Source organism: Caballeronia zhejiangensis (genome assembly GCF_000698575.1).
Taxonomy (GTDB): domain Bacteria; phylum Pseudomonadota; class Gammaproteobacteria; order Burkholderiales; family Burkholderiaceae; genus Caballeronia; species Caballeronia zhejiangensis.
This window is the reverse complement of record NZ_JFHD01000001.1, coordinates 575,475-590,922: the sequence shown is the minus strand read 5'-3', so window position 1 is coordinate 590,922 and position 15,448 is coordinate 575,475. Positions and strand designations below refer to the sequence as shown.

13 protein-coding genes are annotated in these 15,448 nt (G+C 61.6%); 4 read left to right on the top strand and 9 right to left on the bottom strand.

The features are described from left to right. The first annotated feature begins 24 nt into the window (after positions 1 to 24). Positions 25 to 1,323 carry an MFS transporter gene (gene tcuC, locus BG60_RS02690; RefSeq protein WP_008346820.1) on the top strand — a complete coding sequence of 433 codons (1,299 nt, stop codon included), beginning with the start codon at positions 25 to 27 and terminating at the stop codon, positions 1,321 to 1,323. Positions 1,324 to 1,373: 50 nt separating this feature from the next. Next, positions 1,374 to 2,156, top strand: a complete 783-nt coding sequence (locus BG60_RS02685) for a substrate-binding domain-containing protein (protein ID WP_008346818.1) — start codon at positions 1,374 to 1,376, stop codon at positions 2,154 to 2,156. Between the two features lie 14 nt (positions 2,157 to 2,170). On the opposite strand, the gene dctA is transcribed toward BG60_RS02685, so the two are convergent. From dctA to BG60_RS02670, 3 genes are all read right to left on the bottom strand, one after another. Then, positions 2,171 to 3,481 carry a C4-dicarboxylate transporter DctA gene (gene dctA, locus BG60_RS02680; RefSeq protein ID WP_033535806.1) on the bottom strand — a complete coding sequence of 437 codons (1,311 nt, stop codon included), beginning with the start codon at positions 3,479 to 3,481 and terminating at the stop codon, positions 2,171 to 2,173. Next, a complete protein-coding gene (locus BG60_RS02675) occupies positions 3,478 to 4,443 on the bottom strand; it encodes a LysR family transcriptional regulator (protein WP_008346814.1) in 966 nt (321 codons plus the stop codon). Before BG60_RS02675 ends, dctA begins: the two co-directional genes overlap by 4 nt. 532 nt (positions 4,444 to 4,975) lie before the next feature. Continuing rightward, the gene (locus BG60_RS02670; RefSeq protein ID WP_241484844.1) at positions 4,976 to 6,169 is read right to left on the bottom strand and encodes a LacI family DNA-binding transcriptional regulator; all 1,194 of its coding nucleotides are present in this window, start codon (positions 6,167 to 6,169) and stop codon (positions 4,976 to 4,978) included. A 128-nt stretch (positions 6,170 to 6,297) separates the two neighbouring features. Between BG60_RS02670 and BG60_RS02665 the strand changes: the two genes are divergently transcribed. Further along, entirely contained in the window at positions 6,298 to 7,602 is a 1,305-nt protein-coding gene (locus BG60_RS02665; RefSeq protein ID WP_051078973.1) for an MFS transporter, read from the top strand. Between the two features lie 40 nt (positions 7,603 to 7,642). Then, positions 7,643 to 8,803, top strand: coding sequence for an L-talarate/galactarate dehydratase (locus BG60_RS02660; RefSeq protein WP_034470198.1), 1,161 nt, complete (start codon positions 7,643 to 7,645; stop codon positions 8,801 to 8,803). A 383-nt stretch (positions 8,804 to 9,186) separates the two neighbouring features. Here the strand turns inward: BG60_RS02660 and BG60_RS02655 are convergent, their stop codons facing one another. The 6 genes from BG60_RS02655 to BG60_RS02630 all read right to left on the bottom strand — a co-directional run bounded on the left by BG60_RS02655 (position 9,187) and on the right by BG60_RS02630 (position 15,204). Beyond that, on the bottom strand, positions 9,187 to 10,926 hold the full coding sequence (locus tag BG60_RS02655) for an ABC transporter substrate-binding protein (protein WP_008346806.1): 1,740 nt from the start codon (positions 10,924 to 10,926) through the stop codon (positions 9,187 to 9,189). A gap of 102 nt (positions 10,927 to 11,028) precedes the next feature. Next, complete coding sequence (locus BG60_RS02650) at positions 11,029 to 11,310, bottom strand: DUF2160 domain-containing protein (RefSeq protein WP_008346804.1); 282 nt, start codon at positions 11,308 to 11,310, stop codon at positions 11,029 to 11,031. After that, positions 11,310 to 12,122, bottom strand: coding sequence for a carbohydrate ABC transporter permease (locus BG60_RS02645; protein ID WP_008346802.1), 813 nt, complete (start codon positions 12,120 to 12,122; stop codon positions 11,310 to 11,312). Before BG60_RS02645 ends, BG60_RS02650 begins: the two co-directional genes overlap by 1 nt. Then, on the bottom strand, positions 12,112 to 13,005 hold the full coding sequence (locus tag BG60_RS02640) for a carbohydrate ABC transporter permease (protein WP_008346800.1): 894 nt from the start codon (positions 13,003 to 13,005) through the stop codon (positions 12,112 to 12,114). The genes BG60_RS02645 and BG60_RS02640 overlap by 11 nt, the downstream gene beginning before the upstream one ends. Continuing rightward, complete coding sequence (locus BG60_RS02635) at positions 13,002 to 14,126, bottom strand: ABC transporter ATP-binding protein (protein ID WP_008346798.1); 1,125 nt, start codon at positions 14,124 to 14,126, stop codon at positions 13,002 to 13,004. Before BG60_RS02635 ends, BG60_RS02640 begins: the two co-directional genes overlap by 4 nt. Further along, positions 14,113 to 15,204: an ABC transporter ATP-binding protein gene (locus BG60_RS02630; protein WP_008346796.1), complete on the bottom strand. Its 1,092-nt coding sequence runs from the start codon at positions 15,202 to 15,204 to the stop codon at positions 14,113 to 14,115. The genes BG60_RS02635 and BG60_RS02630 overlap by 14 nt, the downstream gene beginning before the upstream one ends. Between the last annotated feature and the right edge of the window lie 244 nt (positions 15,205 to 15,448).

The window sequence follows — 15,448 nt, the reverse complement described above, 5'->3', positions numbered from 1 at the left end:
TTCGGGACTTCAGGAGACACATCGATGCATCCCTCACCTTCCACCCTTTCGCCGGGACATTCCAAGGCTGCGGCGGTTTTCCGCGTAACGGCCGGCAATTTCCTGGAGCAGTTCGACTTCTTTCTGTTCGGCTTCTACGCGACGCAAATCGCCGGCGTGTTCTTTCCGGCATCGAGTGAATTCGCTTCGCTGATGATGACGTTCGCGGTCTTCGGCGCCGGATTCCTGATGCGTCCGCTGGGCGCGATCGTGCTCGGCGCGTACATCGACGATGTCGGCCGCCGCAAGGGCCTGATCGTCACGCTTTCCATCATGGCGAGCGGCACCATCCTGATCGCATTCGTGCCGGGATACGCGACGATCGGTCTTCTGGCCCCCGCGCTCGTGCTCGTCGGACGTCTGCTGCAGGGGTTCTCCGCGGGCGCCGAACTGGGTGGCGTATCGGTCTATCTCGCTGAGATGGCCACGCCCGGCCGCAAGGGCTTCTTCACGAGCTGGCAGTCCGCGAGCCAGCAGGTCGCGATCGTCGTGGCCGCGGCGCTCGGCTTCGCGCTCAACCAATTCCTCGACACCACGGCCATCGCGAGTTGGGGATGGCGTGTGCCGTTCTTCGTCGGCTGCATGATCGTGCCGTTCATCTTCATGCTGCGTCGCAATCTGGAAGAAACGCAGGAATTCAAGGCACGCCAGCATCGCCCGAGCATGAAGGAAGTGTTCCGCACGCTGGCCCAGAACTGGGCCGTCGTGATCGCCGGCATGATGCTGGTGGCGATGACCACCTCGAGCTTCTATCTCATCACGGTCTATGCGCCGACTTTCGGCAAGACGGTCCTGCATCTGAGCACGGCGGATAGTCTGCTCGTGACCTTGTGCGTGGCCGTGTCGAACTTCGTGTGGCTGCCGATCGGCGGGGCGCTCTCGGACAAGATCGGCCGCAGGCCGCTGCTCGTCGGCATGACGGTGCTCGCTATCGCAACCGCATACCCCGCGCTGTCGATACTCGCCCACGCGCCGAGCTTTATCAACATGCTGCTCGTGCTGCTTTGGCTCTCGTTCATGTACGGCATGTATAACGGCGCGATGGTCGTCGCGCTGACCGAGGTGATGCCGGTTCAGGTGCGCGTGGCGGGCTTTTCGCTTGCTTACAGCCTTGCGACGGCGGTGTTCGGCGGCTTCACGCCGGCCATCTCGACGGCGCTCATTCACATGACCGGCGACAAGGCCGCGCCCGGATACTGGATGAGCTTCGCCGCCGGCTGCGCGCTTCTGGCGACGTTCGCGCTCTATCGCCGGCGTGCGGCGACGCTGACTCCGGCGCACTGACGCGTCGCTCGTTGCGCCAAGCGTCTATCGAACCCTACACGACTCCGATCATGAAAAATCTGCTTCCGAAACTATGCGCGGCTGCGCTCATCGCCACCTCGGCCGTTGCGTTCAGCGTGCAGGCCGCCGACCTGCACGTCATGAGCTCGGGTGGCTTTACCGCGGCGTACAAGGTGCTCGGTCCGAGGTTCGCGTCCGAGACGGGCAACACGCTCGACACGGCGCTGGGTCCGTCGATGGGCAAATCGCCCGAAGCCATTCCCAACCGTCTCGAACGGGGCGAGCCGGCCGACGCCGTCATCATGGTCGGTTACGCGCTCGACGAGCTGATCAAGCAGGGCAAGGTCGTGCCCGGATCGCGCGTGGAACTGGCGGACTCGCGCATCGGCATGGTCGTGCGCGACGGTGCGGCCAAGCCCGACATCAGCTCGGCGGAAGGCCTCCGGCAGACGCTGCTGCATGCCAAGTCGATCGCCTACTCGGACAGCGCGAGCGGTGTCTATATCGAGCGGGAGCTGTTCACGAAGCTCGGCATCGAGGATCAGGTCAAGCCCAAGGCGAAGATGATCCCGCGCATACCGGTGGCCTCGGTCGTCGCGAACGGCGATTACGAGATCGGCTTTCAGCAGGTGAGCGAGTTGCTGCCGGTCACGGGCGCGACCTTCGTCGGAAAGATTCCCGAGTCTTTGCAGTCCGTCACGCGTTTTGCCGCTGGCATTCCCGTGAGCGCACAGCATCCGAAGGAAGCGAAGGCGCTCCTCGACTATCTGGCATCGCCCGGCGTTCAGGCAGATGTGAAATCGACGGGACTCGATAGCGTCGCCGCGCATTGATACAGCCTTCGCCGTCAACTTCTCGAGGTGCTGCTCGCGTGGTCCTCTGCGCCGTCGGCGTCGCCCGGCGCCGGCGCGCGCAGCCTCCGGGCGAGGCGCGCGCGATCGCAAGCGCCTTCCCACATCGAAACGAAGATCACCGCGCACGCGTTGCTGATGACGCTCGTGAGCGCGCGCGCTTCGGACATGAAGCGGTCGATGCCCACCAATAGCGCCACGCCGGCGACGGGAAGATCCGGAATCACCGTCAGCGTCGCGACGAGCGCCACGAGGCCGCTCCCGGACACGCCCGCCGCGCCTTTGGACGTGAGCAGCATGACCGCGAGCATCATCGCGATCCGCGGCGCGGAAAGCGAGACGTCGCACGCCTGCGCGATGAACATGGAAGCAAGCGTCAGATAGATCGCGGTGCCGTCGAGATTGAACGAATAGCCCGCGGGCAGCACGAGTCCGACGACGCCCTTGTCGCAGCCGAGCATCTCCAGCTTGGTGATGAGGCGCGGCAACACCGGTTCCGTCGACGAAGTCGCCAGTACGATGAGCAATTCCTCGCGCAGATAACGCAAGAGCCGCCAAAGCGCGAAGCCGTGCAAGCGCGCAAGCGCAGCGAGGACGAGCGCGACGAACAGCACGCATGCCACGTAGAACGACACCATCAACATGCCGAGGGAGCCGACCGAGTGAATCCCGAAGCGGCCCACCGTGAAAGCCATCGCGCCGAATGCGCCGAGCGGCGCGAGCCGCATGATCATCGCGAGGATGCGAAACAGCGCCTGGGCGATGCCATCGATGAGCGCGAGCACGGGCCTGCCTGCGCCGGGATGCAGATTCAGTGCAAAGCCGAATAGCAGCGAGAGCAGCAGCACCGGCAGCACCTCGCCCTTCTCGAAGGCGCCGAGCATCGTTTCGGGGATGACGTTCAGTGCAAAGGCGACGAGACCATCCGGATGCGCCTGCTTCACATACTGCGCGAGGATCGTCGTATCGAGACTTCGGGCGTCGATATGCATGCCCGCGCCGGGCCGCATCAGAAAGGCCGTGACGAGTCCCAGCGCGAGCGCCACGGCAGTCAGAAAATAGAAGAGTCCCAACGCCCGAAAGATTGCGCGCCCGATGGCTTTTCCGCTCGCGACAGACGTGATCCCGGATACGATCGTGCAGAAGACGATCGGCGTGATCATCATCCTGACGAGGCCGACGAAACCGTCGCTGAGAGGCTTGAGAAGCGAGCCGGCTTGCGGCCAGAAGTGCCCGAGCGCCATGCCGAGCAACATGCCGAGCACGACCTGCACATAGAGTAAACGGAGCGTTCTCGCCACCCTCACGACGCGGGCTTCCTGCTCGGGCGCGCTTTTGGAGCGACGTCGTCGGTTAATGTGCCGCTGCTCCTGACATCGCCTCTCATATCCAGAATCGTTTGATGAAACTCCTGCGCGGCCGGCGTCAGCGTACGCCCGCGGCGTCTCACGATTCCCACTCGTCGCTTCACGACGGGGTCGACCAGCGGCACACTCGTGAGGATGTGATGATTGCGTCCGGGCATGGCCATCGACGGTACGGCGGCGACGCCGAGGCCCGCTTCGACGAGACCGAGCATGGTCGTGACGTGACGTGTTTCGCACACGCTGGGCGCGCGCGGCGATACGGCCGAAAGAGCCTGATCGAGCAACAGGCGATTGCCGGACGTCTTGTCCACGGAAACGTATTCGTGTTCGTAGAGCTCGTTCCAGGTCACGCGTTTCTTGCGCGCGAGCGGGTGGTCACGACGGCAAGCCGCAACGAACTGCTCCTGCAGCAGCACTTTGAAGTCTACCTCGGACTCCTGGCTTCCCATGAAGCTGACGCCGAAATCGGCCTCGCCGCTGATGACGGCGGAAAGCACTTCGTTCGCGCTCGCATCGAGCAGTTTCACCCGGATGCGCGGAAAACGGCGATGGAAGCTCGCAACCGCGCTTGGCAGAAAGTAGTAGGCCACGGATGGCACACAGGCAATGGTTACGTGACCCAATCGGCTCGATGAGACATCGCGGATGCCGAGCAGGGCGACATCGAGATCGTCCAGCAGCTGCTCCGCGCTCGGCGCGAAGGCGCGGCCCACAGTCGTGAGCGTCACGCTGCGCGTGGTGCGTTCGAAGAGACGCACGCCGAGCGCTTCCTCCAGCTTGTCGATCCGGCGGCTCAAAGCCGGCTGGGATATGTTCACCGCCTCGGCTGCCTTTCGGAAGCTGCCCAGTTCCACCACGGCTCTGAATGCCTGCAAGTCGTTGAGGTCGAAGTTGACGCCCACGGGCCATTCTCCGCGTTCTTAGATGCCGATATTGTGCATTACGCCGAGGGGGGCGGCTAATTGTGGGGGCGGGTTGTGATCTTGGTCTGGTCGGACGAGGGCGGCGGTGGGGCTTCGCGAAGCCGTGCGCCGGGGATGATGGCGAGCGGATAGCGATTGATGCGTTCGATGCTATTTTCCGGTTGTCGATCGGCGCGCGTTTTCAAGCGGCAGGGAGCGGGTGGGCGGGTCTCTCGGCACTAGACGTCGATCGTTACAACCCCGACCGCACGGCGGAGGTTTGGGCAAAAAAGCGTGCAGTGAGCAAGCGGGTCGATCAGAGTCGGAAGTTGGTTCGAAGGGGGCTTATCGGCCATGAAGGGCCTTCGCTCGCAGAAGCGGCGAGACATTCCAGCGTCCGAAATACATCGACTAGCGACATCAAGCCAGGGCGATGGGGCCCGCTTTAGAGGATTTGACGATTGCGTCGCGCGTCGGATGACTTTCGGCCATGGAAGGGTTAGCGATGCGGCTCCCCCCGGCTGGTAGACGTCTAGGTGCTTTGACGGTCGATTATGGTGAAGCCAGTATCGATCTTGACGTGCACAGGCTGATGCCCGGCTGCCGAGCTTTGCGCAAAGCGCGACAGTAATGATTCGGCCGCTTTCACGCCGATGACGGCGCCTTCGACTCGCACTGTCGAAAGAGAAGGATAGATGTGCGCGGCAGAGCTTAGATCCCCGAAGCCCATCACAGCAATCTGCTCAGGTACGCTCATTTTCCGACTGGCTGCTTCGGCAAGCACCCCCTGCGCGAGCGTATCGGAACTGCATACGACGATTTCCGGCGGCGTCTCATCGAACAGACGGGCCGCGCCTTCGCGCCCCGCTTGCACGGTGGCCGGTGCAGGGAGGATCGCGAACGTAGCTTTGCCAATGCCGTGTTTCGCGAGTTCGGCGATCAGGCTCCTGCAGCGGCGCAAACCTCGCGGATCATCGATGGAAACGACGCCGAAGCGCTTGTAACCTTTCGCGAGAAGGTGCCGCGCGACTTGCTTGCCTACTTCTTCGTGCGAGAAGCCAATGACGGTGTCGATCGGTTTGTTGGTGAGATCCCAGATTTCGACGACCGGAATCTTGGCTTTGGCGAGCCGCTCGACTGTCGCCTTGGTATGGCTTGTACCGGCGAGCACGATCCCATCAGGCCGCCTGCCGAGAATCGCTTCGACTAAGGCTTCTTCGCGAGCTGTCGAGTAAGCGGTGAGACCCAAAAGCGTCTGATAACCCGACGCGGTCAATTTGTCGACGAGCGACTGCACGGTCTCCGCAAAGATAGAACTTGCGATGGTCGGCAACAGGATGGCGACCAGCCGGCTTTTGCTGCTGGCCAGTCCGCCCGCAAGCATGTTGGGCACGTACCCGGTGGCCTGGACCGCTTCAAGCACTTTCTTCTGGGTGTCGCTACGAACGAGTTCCGGCCGATGAAGGGCACGGGAGACTGTCATCGGCGCAACGCCCGCCACCCTTGCCACATCGATAAGCGTCACGCTCTGGAGCACGCCCGCTTCGGTCGTTTGCCGGTTATCGCTTTTCTTGGCCATTTCAGAGTACTGGATATAACGATTAGTGCGCAACAGCATTAGACCACGAACCGCATCGAACCCATGCGGAAACGCAAGCAGGCCCATGCCGCAAGGGCAAACGACAATGGTTGCGCAATCAATGAGCAAGCATGATTGCGCAATCATGATGAGACACGGCGCTCGGTGCGGCGACTGAGCGCCGACCGTCGAGACAAACGGAGGCGGCAGTGGTTACTCGGAGCAGCATTCCAGACAATGGCAAGCGCACGCGAGTGCGGTGGTTCATTCTCGCGATGATTTTCATCGTTACGGTTTTCAACTATGTAGACCGCGCGACGTTATCGATCGCCGCGCCGAGCATGCGCCACGACCTCGGTTTCGACGCGTTGACAATGGGCGTTGCCTTCTCGGCGTTCGGCTGGGCCTACACCGCGATGCAGATTCCCGGCGGTCTCATTCTTGACCGTTTCGGCGCCCGGACCGTGCTCGGCATCAGTCTGATTCTGTGGTCGGCACTGACGTTCGCCCAGGGTTTCGTTCATCTGTTTGCGTCAGCATTCGTGGCGCTCTTTGCCTTGCGCTTCCTGATGGGAATCGCGGAATCGCCGGCGTTCCCGTGCAACAGTCGTCTTACCGTCATGTGGTTCCCGAGCGCCGAGCGCGGTCTCGCGACGTCGGTGTTCCAATTGGCACAGTACTTCGCGCTCGCAGTGTTCACGCCGGTCATGACGTACACCGTGAGCATGTGGGGTTGGCATTACGTCTTCTACACGACCGGCGCTGTGGGCGTTCTTCTAGGATTCTGGTGGCTCAGGTCGGTGCGGGAACCACAGCGCGATCATCGCGTGAGTGCGGCCGAACTTGAGTACATCGCGGCAGGCGGTGGTCTGCCGACCATCGGCGACAGCCCGCAGCCGTTCAAGTGGAAACAGGTGAGGGCAATCGCTGCGAACCGCATGATGATAGGCATCTATATCGGCCAGTTCTGTCTGACGTCGATCACCTGGTTCTTCCTGACGTGGTTCCCGACCTACCTGATCGAAGCGAAAGGCATGTCGATCCTTAAGGTCGGCATGGTGGCGGCGCTGCCGGCAGTGGCAGGTTGCGTGGGCGGGCTTGTCGGTGGCCTCTGGTCCGACTGGATGCTTAAACGCGGTTTCAGTCTCACCGCCTCTCGGAAGACCCCGATCATCTGCGGCCTCGTTCTGTCGAGCACGATCGTGGTTGCCAACTATGTGCATTCGACGACGATTGTGATTCTCGTCATGTCGATTGCGTTCTTCGCCAAGGGCGTCGGCAATTTGGGCTGGTGCATTGTCGGCGACGTTTCACCCAAGCGCGCGATGGGCATCAGCGGCGGAATCTTCAACCTGTGCGGCAATCTCGCGAGCATCGTTACGCCGCTTGCGATCGGCTGGATGATCAAGAGCACCGGGTCGTTTGAAGTCGCGCTGACTTACATCGGTGCGCTGTCGCTGCTTGGCGCGTGCTCATACCTGCTGATCGTCGGAAAACTCCAGCGTCTGGAAACCGACGACGAAGGCGACGGATCGCGCAAGAGCGCCACCGCCTCCCTCAAACCGCGCCACGGCCACTGAGTCGCCGCCTCCCAACACCTTATCGCAAGGAGCCCCTCCCATGAATGCCACATCTTCGCTCATCGCTGGACCGTCGAACGACTCGATCAAGTGGATTCGCGTTGCATCCACGTTTCTTCCGCTCGCCAACCCGATCAGCGACGCCAAAGTCCTGACGGGTCGGCAGAAGCCGATGACAGAGATCGCCATTCTGTTTGTCGAAATCGAGACGGCAGACGGTCATCGCGGGCTCGGCTTCAGTTATTCAAAGCGTGCCGGTGGCCCTGGCCAGTTCGCGCATGCGAAGGAGATCGCTCCTGTGCTCATCGGCGAAGACCCGAGTGACATCGCTCGATTGTGGGACAAGCTGGCGTGGGCAGGGGCATCGGTAGGGCGCAGTGGCATGGCGGCACAGGCGATCGGCGCGTTCGACGTTGCCATGTGGGACCTGAAGGCCAAACGCGCGAATCTGTCGCTTGCCAAGCTCCTCGGCGCCCACCGCGATTCGGTGCGTTGCTACAACACCTCGGGCGGGTTCCTTCACACGCCACTCGATCAGTTGCTTGTCAACACCGACGCCTCGCGCGAGAAGGGGATCGGCGGGATCAAGCTCAAGGTCGGGCAACCAGACTGTGCGATTGACATTCACCGGGTCCAGACGGTGCGCAAGCATTTGGGTGACGCCTTTCCGTTGATGGTGGATGCCAATCAGCAGTGGGACCGGCCGACCGCTCAACGTATGTGCCGCACCTTCGAGCAGTTCAATTTGATCTGGATCGAGGAGCCGCTCGATTGCTATGACGCGGAAGGTCACGCTGCGCTGGCTGCCCAGTTCGATACGCCGATCGCAACCGGCGAAATGTTGACGAGCGTATCCGAGCACTGGGAGTTCATCCGTCAGCGCGGCGCGGATTACCTGATGCCGGACGCGCCGCGTGTCGGCGGCATTACGCCATTCTTGAAGGTCGCGACGTTGGCTGATCACGCGGGGCTGATGCTGGCGCCGCACTTCGCGATGGAATTGCACGTGCATCTCGCGGCTTGTTATTCCCGTGAACCCTGGGTCGAACATTTCGAATGGCTTGAGCCGCTGTTCAACGAGAAGCTGGAGACGCGTGACGGCCGGATGTTGGTTCCGACACGACCGGGCCTGGGGCTCACACTGAGCGACCGCGTAGCAGGCTGGACGGCTCAAGAGGCGGCAGTCGGTATACGCGGCTGACGCAAGGCCGTCAATCAAGGCGACATGGCCGCTCGTCGCTGGGAAGGTGCTTGGCAGAGGTTCGGACGCTCCCGATCAGTTTGTCAGGAGCGCGCGAAAGACCCGTCCGAGGTCTCCACGATAGGCCGTACCCGGCCCATCAGCAGCCAGTCATAGACCAACCGTCTCAATGGCGGAAAGGGGTTGGCTTCAGCCCTTCGGACCACGGTCGTAGCAGAACAACGAGGCGGTAATCCGCGAATTTCGGCTGATGGTCATCAAGGGCCGTCAGAGATTGCATCCGCATCGAATCGTCGCTGCTGCTTCCAGCCCCACCGCGCCCGTCCAGCAACCCACAAAAAAGGCGGCACAACCAAGTGCCGCCAATCCAAAAATCAAAACCCCTACCGCACCTTACCCGCCTTCCACGCGGACAGCAGTTGCTCATACTTCACCGTTTCCCCCTTCGGCTTCTCATTGGCAAGCGCCTTCCACGGCGCGTGCTGGTCGGACAGCCACTTCGACGGATCGCTCTGCGCATTCAGCTCCGGCGCGCAAACCTTCATCCCCGCCCGCTGCAAACGGGACAACACCTGGTCCATTTCCTTCGCCAGGTTATCCATCGCAGCCTGCGGCGTCTTCTCACCGGCGACAGCAGTGCCGACGTTCTTCCACCAGAGTTGCGCCATCTTCGGATAGTCGGGCACGTTGTTGCCGGTCGGCGTCCACGCGACGCGCGCCGGGCTGCGATAGAACTCGATCAAGCCGCCGTATTTATCCGCGTTCTTCGTGAAGTAGTCGCTATGAATGTCGGAGTCGCGAATGAACGTGAGACCGACAATCGACTTCTTGAGCGACACGCTCTTCGACGTCACGAACTGCGCGTATAGCCACGCGGCAGCGCGCTGATTCGGCGGCGTCGACTTGAAGAAGGTCCACGAGCCGACGTCCTGATACCCGTTTTGCATGCCCTCCTTCCAGTAGGCGCCGTGCGGGGAGGGCGCCATGCGCCACTTCGGCGTGCCATCCGCATTCGTGACGTTGCCCGGCTTGAGCATCGACGCCGTGAACGCGGTGTACCAGAACACCTGTTGCGCGATGCGTCCCTGCGCGGGCACCGGGCCCGCTTCGCTGAAGGTCATGCCCGACGCTTCCGGTGGCGCGTATTTCTTGAGCCAGTCGATGTATTTGGTCGTCGCGTAGACCGCTGCCGGGCTATTAGTGCCGCCGCCGCGCGATACCGACGCGCCTACCGGATGACAGCCATCAGGCGTCACGCGGATGCCCCATTCGTCGACGGGCATGCCGTTCGGAATGCCCTTGTCGGCTTCGCCCGCCATGGAAAGCCACGCGTCCGTGAAGCGCCAGCCGAGCGACGGGTCTTTCTTGCCGTAATCCATATGGCCGTAGACCTTTTCTCCGTCGATGGTTTTCACGTCGTTCGTAAAGAACTCGGCGATGTCTTCATACGCGGACCAGTTGACCGGCACGCCGAGTTCGTAGCCATATTTCGCCTTGAACTTGTCCTGCAAGTCCTTGCGTGCGAACCAGTCCGCGCGGAACCAGTAAAGGTTCGCGAACTGCTGGTCGGGAAGCTGATAGAGCTTCTTGTCCGGCGCGGTCGTAAAGCTCGTGCCGATGAAATCTTTCAGGTCAAGACCGGGGTTCGTGTATTCCTTGCCTTCGCCCGCCATGTAATCGGATAGCGGAACGATCACGCCATAGCGATAGTGCGTGCCGATCAGGTCCGAGTCCGAAATCCAGCCGTCGTAAATGCTTTGGCCGGATTGCATCGAGGTCTGCAATTTCTCGACGACGTCCCCTTCCTGAATGATGTCGTGCTTCACCTGAATGCCGGTGATTTCGCTGAACGCTTTCGCTAGCGTTTTCGATTCGTAGGTGTGCGTGTCGATGGTTTCCGACACGACATGAATCTCCTTGACGCCCTGCGACTTGAGTTTCGCCGCGGTATCGATGAACCATTTCATCTCGTCCATCTGCTGCTGTTTCGACAGCGTGCTGGGTTGAAACTCGCTGTCCACCCATTTCTGCGCCTCGGGCGTTCCCGCCAGAGCCTGGTTCGCGAAGGCACCCGACACGATACTTGCCACTGCCAGCGCGACGATCCGTCTCCTCTGATGCATGGTCTTCTCCTGTGTCTTCCGTGCCCCTTCGATCTTGTCGGCGCCCGCTGGGGGCATCAGCGGAACCGGCAGTTGTCAGTCATCGCTGCATGCGTCGGCTTGCTAGCCTTTCCACATGATCGCGAGCAGCACCAGCACCGAGGCTATGAAGCCCGGCCACGAACTCGAGCCCTCCGCGCTGATCGCAAGCCACGCGAGATTCACATAAGCGGCAGTCAACAGGCCGATGAAAAGGCGATCGCCGCGAGTCGTCGCGATAGGCAGAAAACCCTTGCGTTCATGAGTCGGCGAGCACAGTTCCCATACCGTCATGCCGCCCAGCATCACGACGATGCAGCCGAAAAAAATCGCCACCTCGGGCGTCCAGTACATCCACGTGAACATCACACTCTCCCCATCGCGAAGCCCTTCGCGATGTAGTTGCGCACGAAGTAGATCACGAGCGCGCCGGGAACGATCGTCAGCACGCCCGCCGCCGACAGCACGCCCCAATCCATGCCGGCGGCCGACACGGTGCGCGTCATCACGGCAGCGATAGGTTTCGCGTTGACCGAAGTCAGCGTGCGCGCGAGCAGCAGTTCGACCCAGCTGAACATGAAGCAGAAGAAAGCCGTGACACCGACGCCCGACTTGATGAGCGGCAGAAAGATCTTCACGAAGAAGGCGGGAAACGTATAACCGTCGATATACGCGGTTTCGTCGATCTCGCGCGAGACGCCCGACATGAAGCCTTCGAGAATCCATACGGCAAGCGGCACGTTGAACAGCATGTGCGCGAGTGCGACGGCAATGTACGTGTCGGTCAGGCCGATGCTCGAATAGAGCTGGAAAAACGGCAGCAGGAACACGGCGGGCGGCGTCATGCGGTTGGTGAGCAGCCAGAAGAACATGTGCTTGTCGCCGAGAAAGCGATAACGCGAGAACGCATACGCGGCAGGCAGCGCGACCAGCACGGACATCACCGTGTTCATCAGCACGTAGATGATCGAATTGATGTAGCCCCAGTACCACGAGGGATCGGTGAAGATCACCTTGTAGTTGTCGAACGTCACGTGCTGCGGCAGCGTGGCGAACGTCGACATGGTCTCCTCGTTCGTGCGCAGGGAGATCGACAACATCCAGTAAAGCGGAATCAGCGCGAACAGCATATAGACGACGAGCACCAACGTCCGCATCCAGCGGCGCTTATCCTGCATGGTCGTCTCCTTGCGCAGCGGGGCCGCCTCTGCCGACGCGATTCATCCAGTTATAGAGAATGAAGCACAACAGCAGAATGATCAGGAAATAGATCAGCGAAAAAGCCGCGGCCGGGCCGAGGTCGAACTGGCCGACCGCTTTTTGCGTCAGGTACTGACTGAGGAAGGTCGTGGAATCGCCGGGTCCGCCGCCTGTCAGCACGAACGGCTCGGTGTAGATCATGAAGCTGTCCATGAAGCGCAGCAGCACGGCGATCATCAGCACGCCGCGCATCTTCGGCAACTCGATGTAGCGGAATACCGCAAAGCGGCTCGCGCCATCTATCTCCGCGGCCTGATAGAAGGCGTCCGGAATCGCGCGTAAGCCCGCATAGCACAGCAGCGCGACGAGCGGCGTCCAGTGCCAGATGTCCATCACCAGCACCGTGAGCCATGCGGCGGTGGGACTCGCCGTGTAGTTGTAGTCGAAGCCGAGACTATTGAGCCAGTAGCCGAGCAGTCCGATATCGGGGCGCCCGAAGATTTGCCAGATCGTGCCCACCACGTTCCATGGAATCAGCAACGGCATGGCGAGCACGACGAGCGTCGCCGATGCGCGCCATCCCGAAGCCGGCATCGACAGTGCGAGGCCCACGCCCAATGGAATCTCGAACAGCAGAACGCACGCAGAGAAAATGACCTGTCTGCCGAGTGCCTGGCGCAAATCCGGATCGGTCATGGTGTTGCGAAACCACTCCGTACCGACGAACACATGCTGCGTCGGGCCGATGATGTCCTGCACCGAATAGTTGACCACGGTCATCAGCGGCAGGATCGCGGAGAACGCGACGCAGATGAACACCGGAACGACCAGCAACCACGCTTTCTGATTGACGGGCTTCATCGCGCGGCCTCTTCGGAGATGCGTGTTTCGACTCGTTCGTCGTTGCAGAAGAATACGGTCTCAGGCGCAACCAGATGCAGCCAGGCAGGTCCGTCGACAATCCGCACATGCGGTTCGAGCCTCGCATTGAACACATGGCCGTCGCATTGCGCGGTCACCAGTTGATAGTTGCCGAGTTGCTGTGCGCGAAGCACCCGCGCGTTGAGCGCACCCGCTCCGCCTTCATGCGAAAGCCGTACGAATTCCGGGCGAATCCCCAGCTTGAGCGCGCCGTTTGTCTGCTGATGCGCGGCCCGTAGCGTCGCGAGCGTGCCCGCGTCGAGCGGCAGGCGCTGCGAGCCGATTTTTGCGCCGTCTGCGTCGAGCTCGATCGGACAGAGATTCATGCCCGGACTGCCGATGAAGTAGCCGACAAAAGCGTGATCCGGCCGCAGAAAAAGCGCATCGGCTCCGCCTTTCTGAACGACGCGGCCATTCGTCATGACCACGACTTCATCCGCGAAAGTCAGCGCTTCTACCTGATCGTGCGTCACGTAGATAAGCGTGAGCTTGAGTTGCTGATGGATCTTCTTCAACTGCCGGCGCAGCATCCACTTCATCGCGGGATCGATCACGGTGAGCGGTTCGTCGAAGAGAATCGCCGCCACGTCCTTGCGCACGAGGCCGCGCCCGAGCGATATTTTCTGCTTGGCGTCGGCGGCCAGATTGCTCGCCTTGAGCGGCAGATCGCGCGTCATATCGAGGATTTCCGCGACTTCGTGCACGCGCTTCGTGACCTCGGCGGTCGACATCACCCGATTGCGCAGCGGAAACGCGAGGTTGTCGAACACGGTCATCGTGTCGTAGACCACGGGGAACTGGAACACTTGCGCGATGTTGCGCTCGCGTGCGCCGAGCGCAGTCACGTCGCGTCCGTCGAACAGCACCTTGCCCTCCGACGGCTTGACGAGCCCCGACACGATATTCAGCAGCGTGGTCTTGCCGCAACCCGATGGCCCGAGCAACGCGTAAGCGCCGCCGTCATCCCAGACCATGCTCATGGGTTGAAGCGCGTAGTCGTCGAGCGTCGCGGGGGCCGGTCCGTACGCGTGCCCGAGATTCTGGAACTCAATGCACGCCATGAGCTGCCTCCGGGCTGGACACCAGTTGGGTATCCGCGCCGAACACGAACAGTTCGTCAGGGTCGATGAAAACATCGAGCTGCGTGCCGAGCTCGATCTGATGCACGCCCTGCAATTGCGCAACCAGGTCGACCGCGCCGGTCAGCGTGCGCAAGTGCAGGTATGTTTCCGAGCCGCTCAGTTCAGCGAGTTCGAGCCGGCACGCAACGGCGATCGCATGAGCGGCATTCGCCTCGAGACGCACGTGCCCCGGCCGGATGCCGATGCGGCATGCGCCGTTCGCGGCGAGACCGTGCCGGACCGGAACCTCGACGCCGATCGGCAGACGCGCGCGGCCGTTGCCGCAGTCGCTCGTCAGCATGTTCATCGGCGGGTCGTTGAAGACGGCTGCGGCCGCGACGTTGACCGGTGCGTTATAGACATCGAGCGTGGGACCGAACTGCAGAACCCGGCCTTTATCGACGATTGCCGTATGGCCGCCCAGCAGCAGCGCTTCGAGCGGTTCGGTGGTCGCGTAGACGACCGTCGTCTTGCCGTCGGCGAAAAGCGTGGCCAGTTCGAGGCGCAATTCCTCGCGCAGCTTGTAATCGAGATTGACGAGCGGTTCGTCGAGCAGCACCAGCGACGTGCGCTTCACGAGTGCACGCGCGAGCGCGCAGCGCTGCTGCTGTCCGCCCGACAGTTCGCCTGGCCGCCGCTCCAGCAAATGGTCGATATGCAGTCGGGCCGCGACTTCGTGCACGCGCCGGCGGATTTCGGCAGGGTCGGTTTTTTGCAGACGCAAAGGCGAGGCGATGTTCTCGAACACCGTCATCGCGGGGTAGTTGATGAACTGCTGATAGACCATCGCGAGATTGCGCTGGCGCACGCTGACGCCTGTCACGTTCTGGCCGTCGACGAGCACCCGGCCGTCGTTCGGCCTGTCGAGACCCGCCATCACGCGCATCAGCGTGGTTTTGCCGGCCTGCGTGGGTCCGAGAAGCACGTTGATGGCGCCTGGGACAAGGCGCAAATCCACGCCGTACAGATACGGCTGCCCGCCAGAAACGACACTGACCCGCTCCAGTTCAAGGACCAAATCGCTCTCCTCTCGGCATGCACGACGCCAGCCGCAGAGCTGGCGCTTCAGAATGACGTCAATTGGGTTGCGCTTCGATTACATGCAGCAGGCAGAATGTCCCTTTTGTTGGTTTGCGTTTAAATCGGGGTAAACCTTACGACAGGATGAAATCCGGAAACCGGCTGCGGGCTGGGGGCGATCGGCATGAGATACGTTGAAATAGAGCATTGACTCAATTTCTTTAGACGCACGTTGGACGGTC